Origin of the sequence: Streptomyces formicae, from assembly GCF_002556545.1 — a bacterium.
Lineage (GTDB): Bacteria > Actinomycetota > Actinomycetes > Streptomycetales > Streptomycetaceae > Streptomyces > Streptomyces formicae_A.
In genome coordinates, this window is sequence record NZ_CP022685.1 from 895,591 (window position 1) to 910,125 (window position 14,535).

A 14,535-nucleotide genomic window follows, 5' to 3' on the forward strand; every position below is an offset into this window, starting at 1 on the left:
ACGCCTCCCGTCACCTCCCCCGCGCCGCCGCGGACCGCCCGTCAGGCGCCGACGTACTCCGCCAGATGCTCCCCTGTGAGGGTGGAGCGGGCGGCGACGAGTTCGGCGGGGGTGCCCTCGAAGACGATCCCGCCGCCGTCGTGGCCCGCGCCGGGTCCCAGGTCGATGATCCAGTCGGCGTGCGCCATGACCGCCTGGTGGTGCTCGACGACGATCACCGACTTACCGGAGTCGACGAGCCGGTCGAGCAGCGCGAGGAGCTGCTCGACATCGGCGAGGTGCAGCCCCGTGGTCGGCTCGTCGAGGACGTAGACGCCGCCCTTGTCGCCCATGTGCGTGGCCAGCTTGAGCCGCTGGCGTTCGCCGCCGGAGAGCGTGGTGAGCGGCTGGCCGAGGCTGAGGTAGCCGAGCCCGACGTCGACGAGCCGGTCGAGGATCTTGTGCGCGGCCGGGGTGTGCGCGTCGCCGGAGCCGAAGAACTCCTCGGCCTCGGTCACCGACATCGCGAGCACCTCGCTGATGTCGCGGCCGCCGAGGTGGTACTCGAGCACCGACGCCTGGAACCGCTTGCCCTCGCAGTCCTCGCAGGGGCTGGCGACACCGGCCATCATCGCCAGGTCGGTGTAGATGACGCCCGCGCCGTTGCACGTGGGGCAGGCGCCTTCGGAGTTGGCGCTGAACAGGGCGGGCTTGACGCCGTTGGCCTTGGCGAAGGCCTTGCGGATCGGGTCGAGCAGTCCGGTGTACGTCGCGGGGTTGCTGCGCCGCGAGCCCTTGATCGGACTCTGGTCGACGGAGACCACGTCCGCGTCGCCCGGGATCGAACCGTGCACCAGCGAACTCTTGCCGGAACCGGCGACACCGGTGATGACGGTGAGGACGCCGAGCGGAATGTCGACGTCGACGTTCCGCAGGTTGTTCGCCGACGCGCCCCGGATCTCCAGCGCGTCCTTGGGCGTGCGCACCGTCTCCTTGAGCGAGGACCGGTCGTCGAAGTGGCGTCCCGTGATGGTCCCGCTGGCCCGCAGCCCCTCGACGGTGCCCTCGAAACAGACGGAACCGCCCGCCGTGCCCGCGCCGGGACCGAGGTCGACGACGTGGTCGGCGATCGCGATGGTCTCCGGCTTGTGCTCGACGACGAGGACCGTGTTGCCCTTGTCCCGCAGCCGGAGCAGCAGGTCGTTCATGCGCTGGATGTCGTGGGGGTGCAGGCCGATGGTCGGCTCGTCGAAGACGTAGGTGACGTCGGTGAGCGAGGAGCCGAGGTGGCGGATCATCTTGACGCGCTGTGCCTCGCCGCCGGACAGCGTGCCCGCGGGGCGGTCGAGCGCGAGATAGCCGAGGCCGATCTCCACGAACGAGTCGAGGGTCTGTTGCAGCGCCGCGAGCAGCGGGGCCACCGAGGGCTCGGACAGACCGCGGACCCATTCGGCCAGGTCCCTGATCTCCATCGCGCAGGCGTCGGCGATGGAGATCCGCTCGATCTTCGAGGACCTGGCGCCCTCGCTGAGCCGGGTGCCCTCGCACTCGGGACAGGTGGTGAAGGTGACCGCCCGCTCCACGAAGGCACGGATGTGCGGCTGCATCGCCTCCTTGTCCTTGGACAGGAAGGACTTCTGGATCTTGGGGATCAGGCCCTCGTACGTCAGGTTGACGCCGTTGACCTTGACCTTGACCGGCTCTCCGTAGAGGAAGTCCCGCAGTTCCTTCTTGGTGTACTCGCGGATCGGCTTGTCCGGGTCGACGAAGCCGGACTGGGCGTAGACCTGCACGGTCCACTGGCTGTCCGACTTCCAGCCGGGGATGGTGAACGCGCCCTCGGCGAGCGACTTGGAGTCGTCGTACAGCTGGGTGAGGTCGATGTCGGAGACGTTGCCCCGGCCCTCGCAGCGCAGGCACATGCCGCCGGTGCGCTGGAAGGTCGCCTTCTGTGCCTTGGTCTTGTTGCCGCGCTCGACGGTGATCGCGCCGCTGGCCTTCACCGACGCGGTGTTGAAGGAGTACGCGCTGGGCGGGCCGATGTGCGGCTTGCCGAGGCGGCTGAAGAGGATGCGGAGCATCGCGTTGGCGTCGGTGGCGGTGCCCACCGTGGAGCGCGGGTCGGAGCCCATCCGCTGCTGGTCGACGGTGATCGCGGTGGTCAGACCGTCCAGGACGTCGACCTCGGGGCGGGCGAGGGTGGGCATGAAGCCCTGCACGAAGGCGCTGTAGGTCTCGTTGATCATCCGCTGGGACTCCGCGGCGATCGTGTTGAACACCAGCGAGCTCTTGCCGGAGCCCGAGACCCCGGTGAACACCGTCAGACGGCGCTTGGGGATCTCTATGCTGACGTCTTTGAGGTTGTTCTCACGCGCCCCGTGCACGCGGATCAGATCGTGGCTGTCGGCGGTGTGCGGCACGGGCGACCGGTCTTCCGTCCTCTTGGGCATGCTCGTTCTGTCTCCCTCTGTCGCGCGGGCCGCCTTCGCGGTCTCCGTGGGCCTCGTCCGGCTCGATCCAATCAGCTTCGAGCGTGGTCTGCGGGGTGATCGGGGCAGGCGCCGCACGGGCCGTGTCCGCGCGGCGCCCGGCGCCCGACCCGGGTCACTGCTTGCGCGGCTGGCTGAAACGCAGCATGTTGCCCGCGGGGTCGCGGAAGGCACAGTCCCGGACGCCGTACGGCTGGTCGATCGGCTCCTGGAGCACCTCGCCGCCCGCGGAGCGGATGCGTTCGAAGGTGGCGTCGCAGTCGTCGGTCCGGAAGATGACGCCGCGCAGCAGGCCCTTGGCGAGCAACTCGGACACGGCCTTGCGGTCGGCGGGGGCCGCGTTGGGGTCCGCGAGCGGGGGCTCGAGGACGATGTCGACGTCGGGCTGCGTGGGCGAGCCCACGGTCACCCAGCGCATGTCCTCGAAGCCGACGTCGTTGCGCACCTCGAGGCCGAGAACGTCCCGGTAGAAGGCGATCGCCTTGTCGTGGTCGTCGACGGCGATGAAGGTCTGAGAGAGGTTGATGTCCATGTGCTTCACGCTACGAGCGCGGGCGCGCGGGCGCTTCTCCATTCCTGATCGGTTGCCCGCGTCCTGATCGGTCGCCCGCGCGCCGCCCCTGTCCTCCTGCTCGCGCGCGTTCAGCGACGTCCGCCGCACTCCCAGTCGTGCACCTCGATGCTCGCGTAGCGGTCCTCGGTCAGCACGGCCCGCGCCGCCTCCGGTCCCGGGGCCCTGACCACGGCCGCCGTGCCGAGCCACTTGTCGCCGTCGTCGGAGAGCAGCGGCCCGTAGGCGATGAGCTCGTCCTTCTCTGCCGGTACGGCGAGGTCGACGGCCTCCCCGGAACCGAAGCCCAGCACCAGGTACCGGTCACCGCCGGTGAGTCCGCCGGGGAACTCCCACATGGTCCGGCCCAGCAGGTTGCGCCAGCGGCGCAGCACTATGTCGCGGTAGACCCCGGCCTGGTGGCCGGGCTCGTCGAAGGCGAACGCGCGGGCGGCCGCGGGATCGGGAAGATCGACGATGTGCAGGCTCCCGGTGGGCGTCTCGCCGTCGGCGCCGAAGGTGGGGCCGCGGGCGATCATCCGTGCCTGGTACTGGTCCATGTAGGACCAGTGGTCCTCCAGCAGCTCTTCGCGCAGGGCGAGGGATCCCGGCCGGTCTCGGTGGTAACAGAGGAACTCCATGCCGACAGACTGTCCCCGACGGGCGGCGGCGGCTCAAGGGGGTTCGGGCGGACCGGCCCACCGGTGGCCCGGCCTGCGGCCGGTGACCGGTGGGCCGGTCCGCCCTTTCGCGCGTGCGCGTCAGCCCTTCTCGCCCGCCGCCTGTCCCGTGTCGTACCAGTACGCGCCCTGCACGGACCCCGGTCCCTTGGGTGCGCCCTCGCCGCCGATCCACCAGGTCTCCAGGCTGCCCGAGATCCGGGAGACCGCGGCCACCCCGCCGTAGGCGGCGCCGCTGCCGAACGCGCTGTGCTGGTAGGCGGTCCACTTGCCGCCCTCGTACCAGTACGCGCCCTTCACCCCGCGCTGCGGGCCCACCCACCAGATCTCCATGCTGCCGGGGATCCGGGAGACCGCGGCGATGCCGGTGCTCGGCGAAGCCCCGGCGTCCGGCGCGATGCGGTAGCGGGTCCACTGCCCGCCCTCGTACCAGTAGGCGCCGTCCAGGGCGGCGATGGCGCCCCCGGTCTCCCCCACCCACCAGATCTCCAGGCTGCCGGGGATCCGGGAGACCGCGGCCATGCCGCCGTTGACGGACGCGCTGCGGTCAGGGGCGATCCGGTAGCGCGACCACTGACCGCCCTCGTACCAATAGGCGCCCTCCACCGAGCCGTTGGCACCGACCCACCACAACTCCATGCTGCCCGGGATGCGGGACACGGCGGCCACGCCCCCGCGCACCGCGGCGCTGCCGCCCGGCGCGATCTGGTAGCGGGTCCACTGGCCTCCCTCGTACCAATGGGCCCCTTCCACCGAGCCGTTGGCGCCGATCCACCAGATCTCCAGGCTGCCCGGGATGCGGGAGACCGCGGCGATGTTGCCCTCGTTGTTCACGCTGCCGTTCGGGGCGATCTGGTAGCGCGACCACTGGCCGCCCTCGTACCAATAGGCGCCCTCCACCGAGCCGTTGGCGCCGATCCACCACAGCTCCATGCTGCCCGGGATGCGGGAGACCGCGGCCATGCCGCCGCTCACCGAGGTGCTGCCGCTCGGGGCGATCTGCTGGCGCGTCCACTGGCCGCCTTCGTACCAGAAGGCGCCTTCGACCGACTGGTTGATGCCGGTCCACCAGACTTCCATGCTGGTGGAGATCCGTGAGAGCGCGGCGATGCCACGGGTGTCAGTGGCGCTGCGTTCCGGCGCAAGGTTGTATTCGTGCCATGAAGCGCACATCGGGATTCCCCTTCCACTTCCGCACCGGAAAGTAGCAAGGGGGGAAGAACGCGGCACCGGCGTGCAATCGTGCGCTGGAGGCACGGTCGCACGCCCGGCGCGCATCGTTTTCCCGGTGGTCTCCCGCCGGCGGTCTCCTAGTCGATGACGGCCGTGGCCTCGATCTCGACCAGGTGGTCGGGGACGGACAGGGCCGCCACGCCGATCAGTGAGGCCGGGGGCGCCGGGGTGACGCCCAGTGTCGCGGCCGCGCGGGAGATGCCGTCCAGGAGCAGGGGCATCTTGTCGGGGGTCCAGTCGACGACGTACACGGTCAGCTTCGCCACGTCGGCGAAGGAGCCGCCGACCTCGGCCAGGGCGGTGCCGACGTTGAGGTAGCACCGCTCGACCTGGGCGGCGAGGTCGCCCGCGCCGACGGTCTTGCCGTCGGCGTCCCAGGAGACCTGTCCCGCGATGAAGACCTGCTTCGACCCGCTCGCGATCGACACCTGCCGATAGACGTCGATCTCCGGCAGTCCGCTCGGATTCACCAGGGTGATGGCCATGCCGTACGCCTCCTCTTCAGTCACTTCCGGTTACTTGAGAACCGTAGGAGAGCGGCCTCTGACAAGGAAGAACGCACTTTTTCGAAACCTGGGCACCTTCCGGTGACCGAGGAGCTCAGCGGCCCGTCCCCCGCAGGGGCGCCAGCACCGCGTCGTCCACCGGAGCCGTCCCGGTGAGCGTGCCGAGGAGGGCCCGCGCCAGGACGGTGGCCGAGTCGACCCGGGTGTCTTCCGGTTCGTCGCCGGTGGCCCTGCCGATGACGGCGTCGCGCACCCACTGGGAGCCGTCGAGCCCGCCGAACAGCTCGGGGAAGGAGAGCGCCATCAGGCACACCCCGACGTTCGCCGACATGATCGACTGCGCGGCGAGCTCGACGGACGTACGCAGCCTTCCGGCCTCCGCGCAACGCCGCACCGCGGAGCGCAGCAACTCCTGGGCGTCGTCGATGGCCCGGGGCCTGGGGTCGCCGAGGGGCGTGAACATCAGCCGGTACAGGTGGGGGTTCCCCAGCGCGTACGCGACGTGACTGTCCCAGGCCACCCGCAGATCGGCGACCGGGTCCTCGGTCAGCGGGTTCTTCCGCTTGTTGGCGAGGAAACGCTCGAACCCGAGGTCGGCGACGGCCGTGAGCAGGCCCTGCTTGTCGCCGAACTGCCGGTAGATCTCCGGCATGCCCACACCCGCGCGGTCGCAGATCGCCCGTGTGGAGATGGCCGACGCGTCCTTGGTGGCGAGGAGCTCCGAGGTGGCTTCGAGGATGCGGTCCCGTGCGGCAGACATGCGCACAACGATAACGCCGCTAACACTCCGGGGTCCGGTACGGCCCCGCCCTCGGCCTGGTCAGCACGGACTCCCGCACACCCATTGAAAACATCGCTAACTTGTCGTGTTAGCGTTACTAACACCTGAGGGGCTCCTCCCCCGGGTGCGTTTTCCACCGCTCGTAGCGAAAGTGCTGGTGCCCTGATGCAACGCAGACGCCCGAAGCTCCTCCGCCTCACGACCGCGGCCGTCGCCGCCACCGCCGGGATGTCCCTGCTCGCCGCGTGCGGCTCCGGGGACGGGGGCGGCGGGAACGAGAAGGCGGGCAGGACCGCCGAGGGCGCCAAGTCGCCCGCCGCACGGCCCGGACCCGCCGGAGGCCGGGACTTCTCCGTGACGCACATCGGAGGGCCGACCACGATCGTGGAGATCGCCGGGGCCCGGATCCTGCTCGACCCGACCTTCGACGAACCGAAGAAGTACAAGAGCGGCCTGGAGAAGACGGCGGGCCCGGCCCTCGGCGTCGACCGGATCGGGAAGATCGACGCGGTGCTGCTCTCGCACGACCAGCACGACGACAACCTCGACGACGCGGGGCGCGAACTGCTCGAGGAGGTCCCCGTCGTGCTCTCGACGCCCGGCGCCCACCAGCGGCTCGGCGACCACGTGAAGGGCATGAAGAGCTGGACCTCGCACGACCTCAAGGTCTCCGGCAGGACCATCAAGGTCACCGCCGTGCCCGCCCTGCACGGCCCGGACGGCGTGGACCGCGGCGCGGACGGTGAGGTCACGGGATTCGCGCTGAGCGGCAGGGGCGTGCCGACCACCTACGTCTCCGGGGACAACGCCGCGGTCAAGGTGGCCAAGAGGACCGGCGCCGGGATCGAGAAGCGGTTCGGCGCGCTCGACACGGCGATCCTCTTCGCGGGCGCCGCCCGCACCCCGGCCATCCTCGACAACGCGCCGCTGACGCTGACGTCGAAGAACGCCGCGGCCGTCGCCGAGGCGCTCGCCCCGCGCAAGGTCGTCCCGGTCCACACGGACAGCTGGAACATCTACTCCCAGGACATGAAGAGCCTCGTCAGGGCCTTCGAGAAGCGCGGTGTCGAGGACGCACTCGTCGTCCCCGCCCCGGCGGGCAAGCCCACGTCGCTGCGCTGACAGGCGCGTTCACGCCGCACCGCACGTTTCACACCTCAGACCTCACACCCCGCCATCCCCCGTACGGAAGGACCCCGTCATGACCGTCTCCCGCACCCTGCGTGACGTCGTCGGACTCGACAACACCCTGCCCCGGCTCAGCGAGTCGGCGCTCGTCATGATCGACTTCCAGAACACCTACCGGACCGGCGTCATGCGGCTCGAAGGCGCCGAGGAGGCGCTGGCGGCCGGTGCCCGGCTGCTGACCGCCGCCCGCGCCGCGGGCACCCCCGTCGTGCACATCGTCAACGACGGCGGTGAGGGCACGCCGTACGACATCCGGGCCGAGATCGGCGCCATCAGCCCCGAGGTCGCCCCGGTCGACGGCGAGTACGTCGTCGTCAAGCAGGTCCCGAACGCCTTCCACGGGACCGACCTGGAGAAGGTGCTGCGCGAGCACGGCGTCGGCACCGAGCTGATCCTCGCCGGATTCATGACGCACATGTGTGTGCAGTTCACCGCCCAGGGCGCGTTCAACCTCGGCTACCGGCCCACGGTCGTCGCCGAGGCCACCGCCACGCGCTCGCTGCCCGCCGCCGACGGCACGGCCCTGTCCGCCGACGCCCTCCAGACGGCGGCGCTCACCACCGTCGCCGACCTGTTCGGCACGGTGGCCCCGACGGTCGACGACCTCACCGTCTAGGACCACCGCCTCCCCCGGCCATCGGGTGCGCCAACTCGCCAGGATTCGCACCTGAGTTGGCGCGCTTCGGTCATCATGTGGTCCATGGCGAGCGCGCGGGGGCGGACGTACGGGTTCGGAGCGGCCACGCTCGTGGCTTGCTGTGTCACCGTGGCGATGCTGATGCGTGCGCTCGGATCATCCGCCGGGGACGTCGATCCTCTCAGCGCGGCGATCGCTCTGGTCTCGTTCCCGCTGACGGTGTGGAGCGGGTACCTCACGTTCCAGTCGGTGCGTTGGCAGGAGACGGACCTGATCGACGCGTCGGCGCGGCTCGCGGCCCAGGTCGTGGCGGTCGAGCGGGAGGCGCGGCGCCAGCTGCTCGGGGGGCACGACCGCACCGTCGACCTGCGCTTCGTCTTCCGTCCTTCGCCCGCGCACTCCGCGCACGGCGCCGACGTGGGCGGGACCCTGGCGGAGGTGGCCGACTACTTCCAGCGGCTGCGCCCGCGGCGCATGGTCGTCACCGGTGCGCCGGGGGCCGGAAAGACCGTGCTCGCCATGCAGTTGATGCTGCGCCTCCTGGAGCAGCGCGGCCCGGACGAGCCGGTCCCCGTGCGGCTCTCGCTGGCCTCTTCGCAGGCTCATCTGGACGTGGAGGCGTGGCTCGCGCGCCACCTCGTCGGCGTCTACCACCTGTCACGACCGGCCGCGCACGCGCTGGTCGTGGCGCGGCGCGTGCTGCCGGTGCTCGATGGCCTCGACGAGCTGGACTCCGCGCCCGCCCCGGGCTACGGGTCCCGGTCGGCGCGGGTGCTCCGCGCCCTGAACGCCTACCAACAGGGCGTGGAGAAGGCCGAGTTGATCCTCACCTGCCGCAGCGACACGCACGACGCGCTGGAGGAGGCGAAGGTGTGGGCGCACGACGCGGCGCGGATCGAGATCCTGCCGGTCGTCCCCACCGAGGCCCGCCGCTTCCTCAACTCCCGCGTCGACGACCCGTCGCGCTGGGCCGAGGTCCTCGACTCCCTCGACCGCGCACCCACCGGACCGCTCGCCGTCGGCCTGGCCACGCCCTGGCGCCTCACCCTGGCCGTGACCGTCTACGAGCAGCGGGACCCCGACACCGGGACCTACGCGCACGACCCCAACCACCTCCTCTCGGCACACCTCAACAGCGCCGAGGCGGTCGGCACCCACCTCCTCGACCTCTTCATCCCGGCCATCACCGGCCTCTATCCGCGTACGCGCGCCGCCCACTTCGACCCCGTCCTCGTCCGCACGTGGCTCACCACGCTCGCCCGCCACTTGGACCACAACGCGACCACCGGCCGCGCCATCGCGGGCCGACAGCTGTCCGGCACCGACATCGTCCTGTCCCGCCTCTGGCCGCTGGCCGATAGCCGCCGTCCCCGTACCGCCCTCGTCCTGCCCGCCGTCGCGCTGTCGGCGACCGGCGCCCTCGCGCTCCTGGGGCTGCTCTCCACCCAAGGCCCCCTCGTCGCGCCCTGGCCCTACCTCGCCGCCCTCACCATGATGGGCCTGATCGCGAGCGTCATCTGGCTGGTGGCGTGGGACGACCTCAAGGAGGACCACGAGTACCACCCCACCCGGACGCGGCCCCGCAGCTTCACCCAGCGGCTCAGCGGCGGGCTCCGCATCGGGGGACTGGCCACGGGCGCACTCGCCGTGATCGCCGTGCGGCAGGACACTCCGATACCACCGGCCGTGGCCGTCCCGGCCCTCCTTGCGTGCGGCGGCGCCCTCGCCCTGCTCTTCTCCGTCCCTTCCCCCGGCGCGCCGGAGAGCTCCCATCCCGCGCTGAACATCAGGAGCCATCTGATCTGGAGCCTCCTGGCACCGGCCCTGCTCTTCGCCGAGCTGATGTTCGCCGCGGCGCTGGCCAGCGGCAAGGACGCCGCCACCGCCCTCGCCCTCACCGGCGCGGGAGGCTGTGCGGGCGGGCTCCTGTTCACTCCCCCGCTGGCCCCGACGGGCCTGTGGTACGTCATCCTCCTTGTCCGCACCCGGCGTTGGAGCCCCCGACCGCTGCCCTGGCGCCTCGGACACTTCCTGACGTGGTGTTACGACGCGGGCCTCGTGCGCGTCGCGGGAACCGCGTACCAGTTCCGCCACCGCGAGTTGCAGGACCACCTCGCCCGCGACGCGGCCGCGCACCGCTGACCGAGCCCCGGCGACCCCGCGAGCGGGACATCGCGATCACGTGACGGTCGTCGCATTCGCAAGGAACTGCGAACGAAATCCCCTTCCGTGCTCCACATGATCTCCACGAGATCCATGACCAACGGTTGAGGCTTGGACTAACTCCCAGCTCAGCAGCGTTTATTACTCAATCTTTGGCAGAATTTTGCTCTGTCATCGAAGGTTAATGCGATGGCAAAGTGAGAGTCACGACAGCGGTTCACGCTGTCTCCGGGGCACCCCGAGCGTCCGCCGCCACGGCGGGCCGCCGCCCCACCGTCACCATCGACCCGACCACACCGCGTCACGGCTTCCGCCGCACCGACGCAGGAGGCAGGCCACCTTGCAATCACTGATCGAGAACGCCCGTACCTTCGCCACCACGCACGTGGCGGACCCCCGGAACGCCGCGGCCTTCGAGGCCCTCGGAGCCGGACAGTCACCCGAAGCCCTGTTCGTCACCTGCTCCGACTCGCGCGTCGTCCCGACCCTCATCACCGGAGCGAGCCCCGGCGAACTCTTCGAACTCCGCACGGCGGGCAACGTCGTGCCGCCCTATCCGTCCTGCGGCCCGATAGCCGCCGACGGCCGCCCCATGAGCGAGGCGGCCACCATCGAGTACGCGGTGTGCGTGCTCGGGGTACGCGACATCGTGGTCTGCGGACATTCGCACTGCGGAGCGGTCGGCGCGCTCGTGCGCCAGGAAGACCTCTCCGCCGTACCGGCCGTGCGCGACTGGCTCGAACTCTCCGTCGCGCCCGACGCGGCGCTGCGCTCACAGCCCACCACCTCGGTGGACGTGGCCGAAGCGGTGCAGGCGCACGTCCTGGACCAGGTGGAGATACTGCGCTCCTACCCCTGTGTCAGCGAGCGGACCGCCGACGGTTCGCTGACCCTGCACGCCTGGTACTACGAGGTGCACACGGGCACCGTCGCCGCCCACCGTCCTTCGTCGGACGGCCGGCCGGCCTTCGGTCCGCTGTGAGTGCCGCCGCGCCCCACCGCCCGGCCCACTCCCACGACAGGACCCCCTCCCCTCATGTCCTCCTTCAGCTCCCCCCTGCTCTCCCCCTACCGCGCGTTGCGTGAACCCGGCGCCCTGCGCCGGGACTTCCTCGCCTCGCTCGTCGTCTTCCTCGTCGCCCTGCCGCTCTGCGTCGGGGTGGCCGTCGCCTCCGGCGTCCCCGCCGAACTGGGCCTGGTCACCGGCATCGTCGGCGGTCTGGTCGTCGGTTTCCTGCCGGGCAGCGCCCTCCAGGTCAGCGGGCCCGCCGCCGGACTCACCGTCCTCGTCTTCGAGGCGGTGAAGGAGTTCGGGCTCGGCATGCTCGGCGCGATCGTGCTGCTCACCGGCGCGCTCCAGATAGCCCTCGGACTGCTGCGCTGCGGCCGGTGGTTCCGTGCCATCTCCGTCTCCGTCGTCCAGGGCATGCTGGCGGGCATCGGACTCGTCCTGATCCTCGGACAGCTGTACACCATGGCGGGCGCCGAGCAGCCGCGTTCCGGGATCGAGAAGATCACCGGGCTGCCCGGACTGCTCGTCGACACCCTGGGCGACACCACGGCGCTGACCGCCGCCGCCGTCGGCTTCGGGACCATCGCCGTGCTCGTGCTGTGGCCCAAACTGCCGCCGTCCGCGCGCCTGGTGCCCGCGCCGCTGGCCGCCGTCGCCCTCGCCACCGCCGTGACCGCCGGGCTCCGCCTGGACGTCGCGAACGTGACGGTGCGCGGCCTGGTCGACGCGATCCAGCCACCGGGACTCGGTGACCTCGCGGAGCTCGGCAGCGTGGCCGTGCTCGGCACCGTCCTGGCGTTCACGCTGATCGCGTCCGCCGAATCCCTGTTCAGCGCGGCCGCCGTGGACCGCATGCACGACGGACCCCGTACGCACTACGACAAGGAGCTCGTCGCCCAGGGCGTCGGCAACACCGTGTGCGGCGTGCTCGGGGCCCTGCCGATGACCGCGGTCATCGTCCGCAGCTCGGCCAACGTGCAGGCGGGCGCCCGCACCCCGCTCTCGCGCATCCTGCACGGCGCGTGGCTGCTGCTCTTCGCCGTGCTGCTGCCCGCCGCGCTCGGCATCATCCCGCTGGCCGCGCTCGCCGGTGTCCTGGTGCACGCGGGCTGCAAGCTGATCCCCGTCAAGGAGATCGTCCCGCTGGCCCGTGCCCACCGCGGCGAGGCCGTCGTCCTCGCCACGACCGCGATCGCCATCCTCGTCACCAACATGTTCGAGGGCGTGGTCATCGGCCTGGTCCTCGCGGTGGTCAAGTCCGCGTGGGACACCTCGCATGTACAGGTGGACGTACGGGAGTTGACCGGTGGACGCCTCGTCGTGACCCTCACGGGGAACGCGACCTTCCTGCGGCTTCCGAAGATCCTGGAGACGCTGGAGGCCATGCCCAAGGACCGGCCGATAGAGCTGGACCTGACGGTCGTGCGCCACTTGGACCACGCGTGCCGCACGACCCTGGAGAACTGGGCGCTGCGGCACAACGACAGCGGCACGGAGGCGGTGCGCATGAAGACGCGGCCCGTGGCCGGTTCCGTGGCCGACCCGCCTGCCGATCCCATGACCGACCCCCTGGCCGGTCCCAGGGTCGAGGAGTCCGCGAAGGCGCGGACTCGACGCTGACGCCTGCCCGTACGACCGGGAGCCGACCCGCCGCGCGCCGACGTGCCCGCGCGCGGCGGGTTCGGCGTGCCCGCATGCCCCGACTGGCCGTATCCGGACGCGGCCATGCGATTTACGCCATCCAGTCCGCCCCCATTGACACTCCCTTGACCATCTCTTTACGTTTGATGGCGAGGGGACAAACGCCCTCAAAAGCTAATCAGCTAGGAGATTTCACTATGGAGCAGCTCATCAAGCGCATGACCGAAGAGACCGTCTGGCAGAAGTGGGTCGCCGCCAACTCGGCCCAGGGCGCGAAGGACGGCTGTATCAGCGCCACCCCGAAGAGCGGCTGCATCAGCGCCACCGGCAAGGCCGGCTGCATCTCCTGACCCGCTGATGTCTCACGGGGCCGCCGTCGCCGTCACGGCGGCGGCCCCGCCCCCTCCTCCACCACCCCGGAGCCCCCTTGAACCGCCTGCCGAGCGCCGACGTCCTTGACCAGGTCCGTGACATCCCCCTCTACCGCGACTCCGTGGAGCGCGGGGAGTTCCCGATCCTCGAGAAGCCGGAGATCGCCCGGGGCTTCCCCGACAACTGGATGACCCCCGATCTCGCCCGCGCGCTGGAGGCGGGCGACGCCGAGTACGTGCTGTCCACCGGGACCAACCACGCGCGGATGCGCCTGATCCGGCCGCCCTACTTCCTGCTCCGCTCCTACTACCGCCTGTGGAGCGAGCACCCGGACCTCGCGGCGAGCTGGCACGAGGGCGCCCGGCGGATCTCCCTGACCACCGTGCTCGCCACCGAGCACGTCGCCCGTGTGAACGCCGCCAAGCCCGGCGCGACCCCCGGCGAGCGCTGGCTCGACGACCGCACGCTGTACCTCAACCGCCGCCTGGATCCGGCTGATTGGGACCGCGCCGAGGTCGAGCGGATGCTCGCCGAGATCCGTACGGTGAGCGCCGCGCACCCCGGCGGCTCGTACCTCCTGGACTGCTCCGGGAACCATCTGGCGCAGCTGGTCCGCAAGGTCGACGCGTGGGACCTGTGGGACGACTTCCCCCGCCCCGTCGGCATCGTCCACGCCTACGAGTACGCGCCGTTGAACGTCCGCGCGTATCTGCGGTCCCGCTTCGAGTGCCCCGTCGTCGACCTCTTCGGCAGTACGGAACTGGGCTACCTCTTCTACAGCGACGCGGACGGCGGCTACCGCCCCTATCTGCACGACATGAGCGTGGAGTTGATCCCGGTGGAGCCGGGCAGCGGCATCCACAGCCTCATCGTCACCAGCGTCCGCAACCCGTACATGCCCCTGGTCCGCTACCGGTCGGGCGACTGCGTGCGCACCAGCGACGGCGGCACCGACCCCGAGCGGATCGTCTCCTTCTGCGGCCGCGAGAAGGAACTCCTCGCCGCACCGGAAGGGCCGGTCGCGCAGGCCGATCTCGACGCCCGCGTCGCCGCGGTCTCGCCCCGCGTCTTCCTGCAACAGCTGCACCTGACCGGGGAGGGCACCTGCCGTCTGCGGTACACGACCTTCGACGGCAAGCCGCTCACACCCGGCGACGAGCACGACCTCGCCCTGTCCGTCCACGCGTTGACAGGGCGCGCCTGCACCGTGGAACACCTCGACCACGTGCCCATCGGGCTCTCCGGCAAATACGCCTGGCTGACCACGCAGGACCCGGCGTGACCTCGCGCCCCTACGCACAGGA

The 14,535-nt window shown here is 70.9% G+C and carries 13 protein-coding genes; 7 read left to right on the forward strand and 6 right to left on the reverse strand.

Features of this window, described 5'->3' with window-relative positions:
- Positions 1–41 precede the first annotated feature (41 nt).
- From KY5_RS03590 to KY5_RS03615, 6 genes are all read right to left on the reverse strand, one after another.
- A complete protein-coding gene (locus KY5_RS03590; RefSeq protein ID WP_098240803.1) occupies positions 42–2,429 on the reverse strand; it encodes an ATP-binding cassette domain-containing protein in 2,388 nt (795 codons plus the stop codon).
- Between the two features lie 154 nt (positions 2,430–2,583).
- A complete protein-coding gene (locus tag KY5_RS03595) occupies positions 2,584–3,000 on the reverse strand; it encodes a VOC family protein (RefSeq protein ID WP_199842919.1) in 417 nt (138 codons plus the stop codon).
- Positions 3,001–3,110: 110 nt separating this feature from the next.
- A complete protein-coding gene (locus KY5_RS03600) occupies positions 3,111–3,659 on the reverse strand; it encodes a YciI family protein (protein WP_098240804.1) in 549 nt (182 codons plus the stop codon).
- A gap of 120 nt (positions 3,660–3,779) precedes the next feature.
- Positions 3,780–4,778, reverse strand: coding sequence for a hypothetical protein (locus tag KY5_RS03605; RefSeq protein ID WP_098240805.1), 999 nt, complete (start codon positions 4,776–4,778; stop codon positions 3,780–3,782).
- A 230-nt stretch (positions 4,779–5,008) separates the two neighbouring features.
- Entirely contained in the window at positions 5,009–5,416 is a 408-nt protein-coding gene (locus KY5_RS03610) for a RidA family protein (RefSeq protein ID WP_098240806.1), read from the reverse strand.
- Positions 5,417–5,531: 115 nt separating this feature from the next.
- Positions 5,532–6,197 (reverse strand): TetR/AcrR family transcriptional regulator, encoded by a 666-nt coding sequence (locus tag KY5_RS03615; protein ID WP_098240807.1) that lies wholly within the window; start codon positions 6,195–6,197, stop codon positions 5,532–5,534.
- A gap of 186 nt (positions 6,198–6,383) precedes the next feature.
- On the opposite strand from KY5_RS03615, the gene KY5_RS03620 reads away from it, so the two are divergent.
- The 7 genes from KY5_RS03620 to KY5_RS03645 all read left to right on the forward strand — a co-directional run bounded on the left by KY5_RS03620 (position 6,384) and on the right by KY5_RS03645 (position 14,513).
- Positions 6,384–7,340, forward strand: a complete 957-nt coding sequence (locus tag KY5_RS03620; protein ID WP_098240808.1) for an MBL fold metallo-hydrolase — start codon at positions 6,384–6,386, stop codon at positions 7,338–7,340.
- A 79-nt stretch (positions 7,341–7,419) separates the two neighbouring features.
- Positions 7,420–8,022 carry an isochorismatase family protein gene (locus KY5_RS03625; RefSeq protein WP_098240809.1) on the forward strand — a complete coding sequence of 201 codons (603 nt, stop codon included), beginning with the start codon at positions 7,420–7,422 and terminating at the stop codon, positions 8,020–8,022.
- A gap of 84 nt (positions 8,023–8,106) precedes the next feature.
- Positions 8,107–10,185: an NACHT domain-containing protein gene (locus KY5_RS03630; protein WP_159072483.1), complete on the forward strand. Its 2,079-nt coding sequence runs from the start codon at positions 8,107–8,109 to the stop codon at positions 10,183–10,185.
- 361 nt (positions 10,186–10,546) lie between these two features.
- Positions 10,547–11,188 carry a carbonic anhydrase gene (locus KY5_RS03635; protein ID WP_418952738.1) on the forward strand — a complete coding sequence of 214 codons (642 nt, stop codon included), beginning with the start codon at positions 10,547–10,549 and terminating at the stop codon, positions 11,186–11,188.
- Positions 11,189–11,242: 54 nt separating this feature from the next.
- Complete coding sequence (locus tag KY5_RS03640) at positions 11,243–12,838, forward strand: SulP family inorganic anion transporter (protein ID WP_098240812.1); 1,596 nt, start codon at positions 11,243–11,245, stop codon at positions 12,836–12,838.
- A gap of 218 nt (positions 12,839–13,056) precedes the next feature.
- On the forward strand, positions 13,057–13,209 hold the full coding sequence (locus KY5_RS42085) for a hypothetical protein (RefSeq protein WP_199842921.1): 153 nt from the start codon (positions 13,057–13,059) through the stop codon (positions 13,207–13,209).
- 77 nt (positions 13,210–13,286) lie between these two features.
- Positions 13,287–14,513: a hypothetical protein gene (locus KY5_RS03645; RefSeq protein WP_098240813.1), complete on the forward strand. Its 1,227-nt coding sequence runs from the start codon at positions 13,287–13,289 to the stop codon at positions 14,511–14,513.
- The last annotated feature ends 22 nt before the right edge of the window (positions 14,514–14,535 follow it).

What these genes read in the sequence shown, in the direction of transcription:
- KY5_RS03590 (WP_098240803.1), bottom strand. Translation starts at nt 2,429, where the DNA reads ATGCCCAAGAGGACGGAAGACCGGTCGCCCGTGCCGCACACCGCCGAC.
- KY5_RS03595 (WP_199842919.1), bottom strand. Translation starts at nt 3,000, where the DNA reads ATGGACATCAACCTCTCTCAGACCTTCATCGCCGTCGACGACCACGAC.
- KY5_RS03600 (WP_098240804.1), bottom strand. Translation starts at nt 3,659, where the DNA reads ATGGAGTTCCTCTGTTACCACCGAGACCGGCCGGGATCCCTCGCCCTG.
- KY5_RS03605 (WP_098240805.1), bottom strand. Translation starts at nt 4,778, where the DNA reads ATGGAAGTCTGGTGGACCGGCATCAACCAGTCGGTCGAAGGCGCCTTC.
- KY5_RS03610 (WP_098240806.1), bottom strand. Translation starts at nt 5,416, where the DNA reads ATGGCCATCACCCTGGTGAATCCGAGCGGACTGCCGGAGATCGACGTC.
- KY5_RS03615 (WP_098240807.1), bottom strand. Translation starts at nt 6,197, where the DNA reads ATGTCTGCCGCACGGGACCGCATCCTCGAAGCCACCTCGGAGCTCCTC.
- KY5_RS03620 (WP_098240808.1), top strand. Translation starts at nt 6,384, where the DNA reads ATGCAACGCAGACGCCCGAAGCTCCTCCGCCTCACGACCGCGGCCGTC.
- KY5_RS03625 (WP_098240809.1), top strand. Translation starts at nt 7,420, where the DNA reads ATGACCGTCTCCCGCACCCTGCGTGACGTCGTCGGACTCGACAACACC.
- KY5_RS03630 (WP_159072483.1), top strand. Translation starts at nt 8,107, where the DNA reads ATGGCGAGCGCGCGGGGGCGGACGTACGGGTTCGGAGCGGCCACGCTC.
- KY5_RS03640 (WP_098240812.1), top strand. Translation starts at nt 11,243, where the DNA reads ATGTCCTCCTTCAGCTCCCCCCTGCTCTCCCCCTACCGCGCGTTGCGT.
- KY5_RS42085 (WP_199842921.1), top strand. Translation starts at nt 13,057, where the DNA reads ATGGAGCAGCTCATCAAGCGCATGACCGAAGAGACCGTCTGGCAGAAG.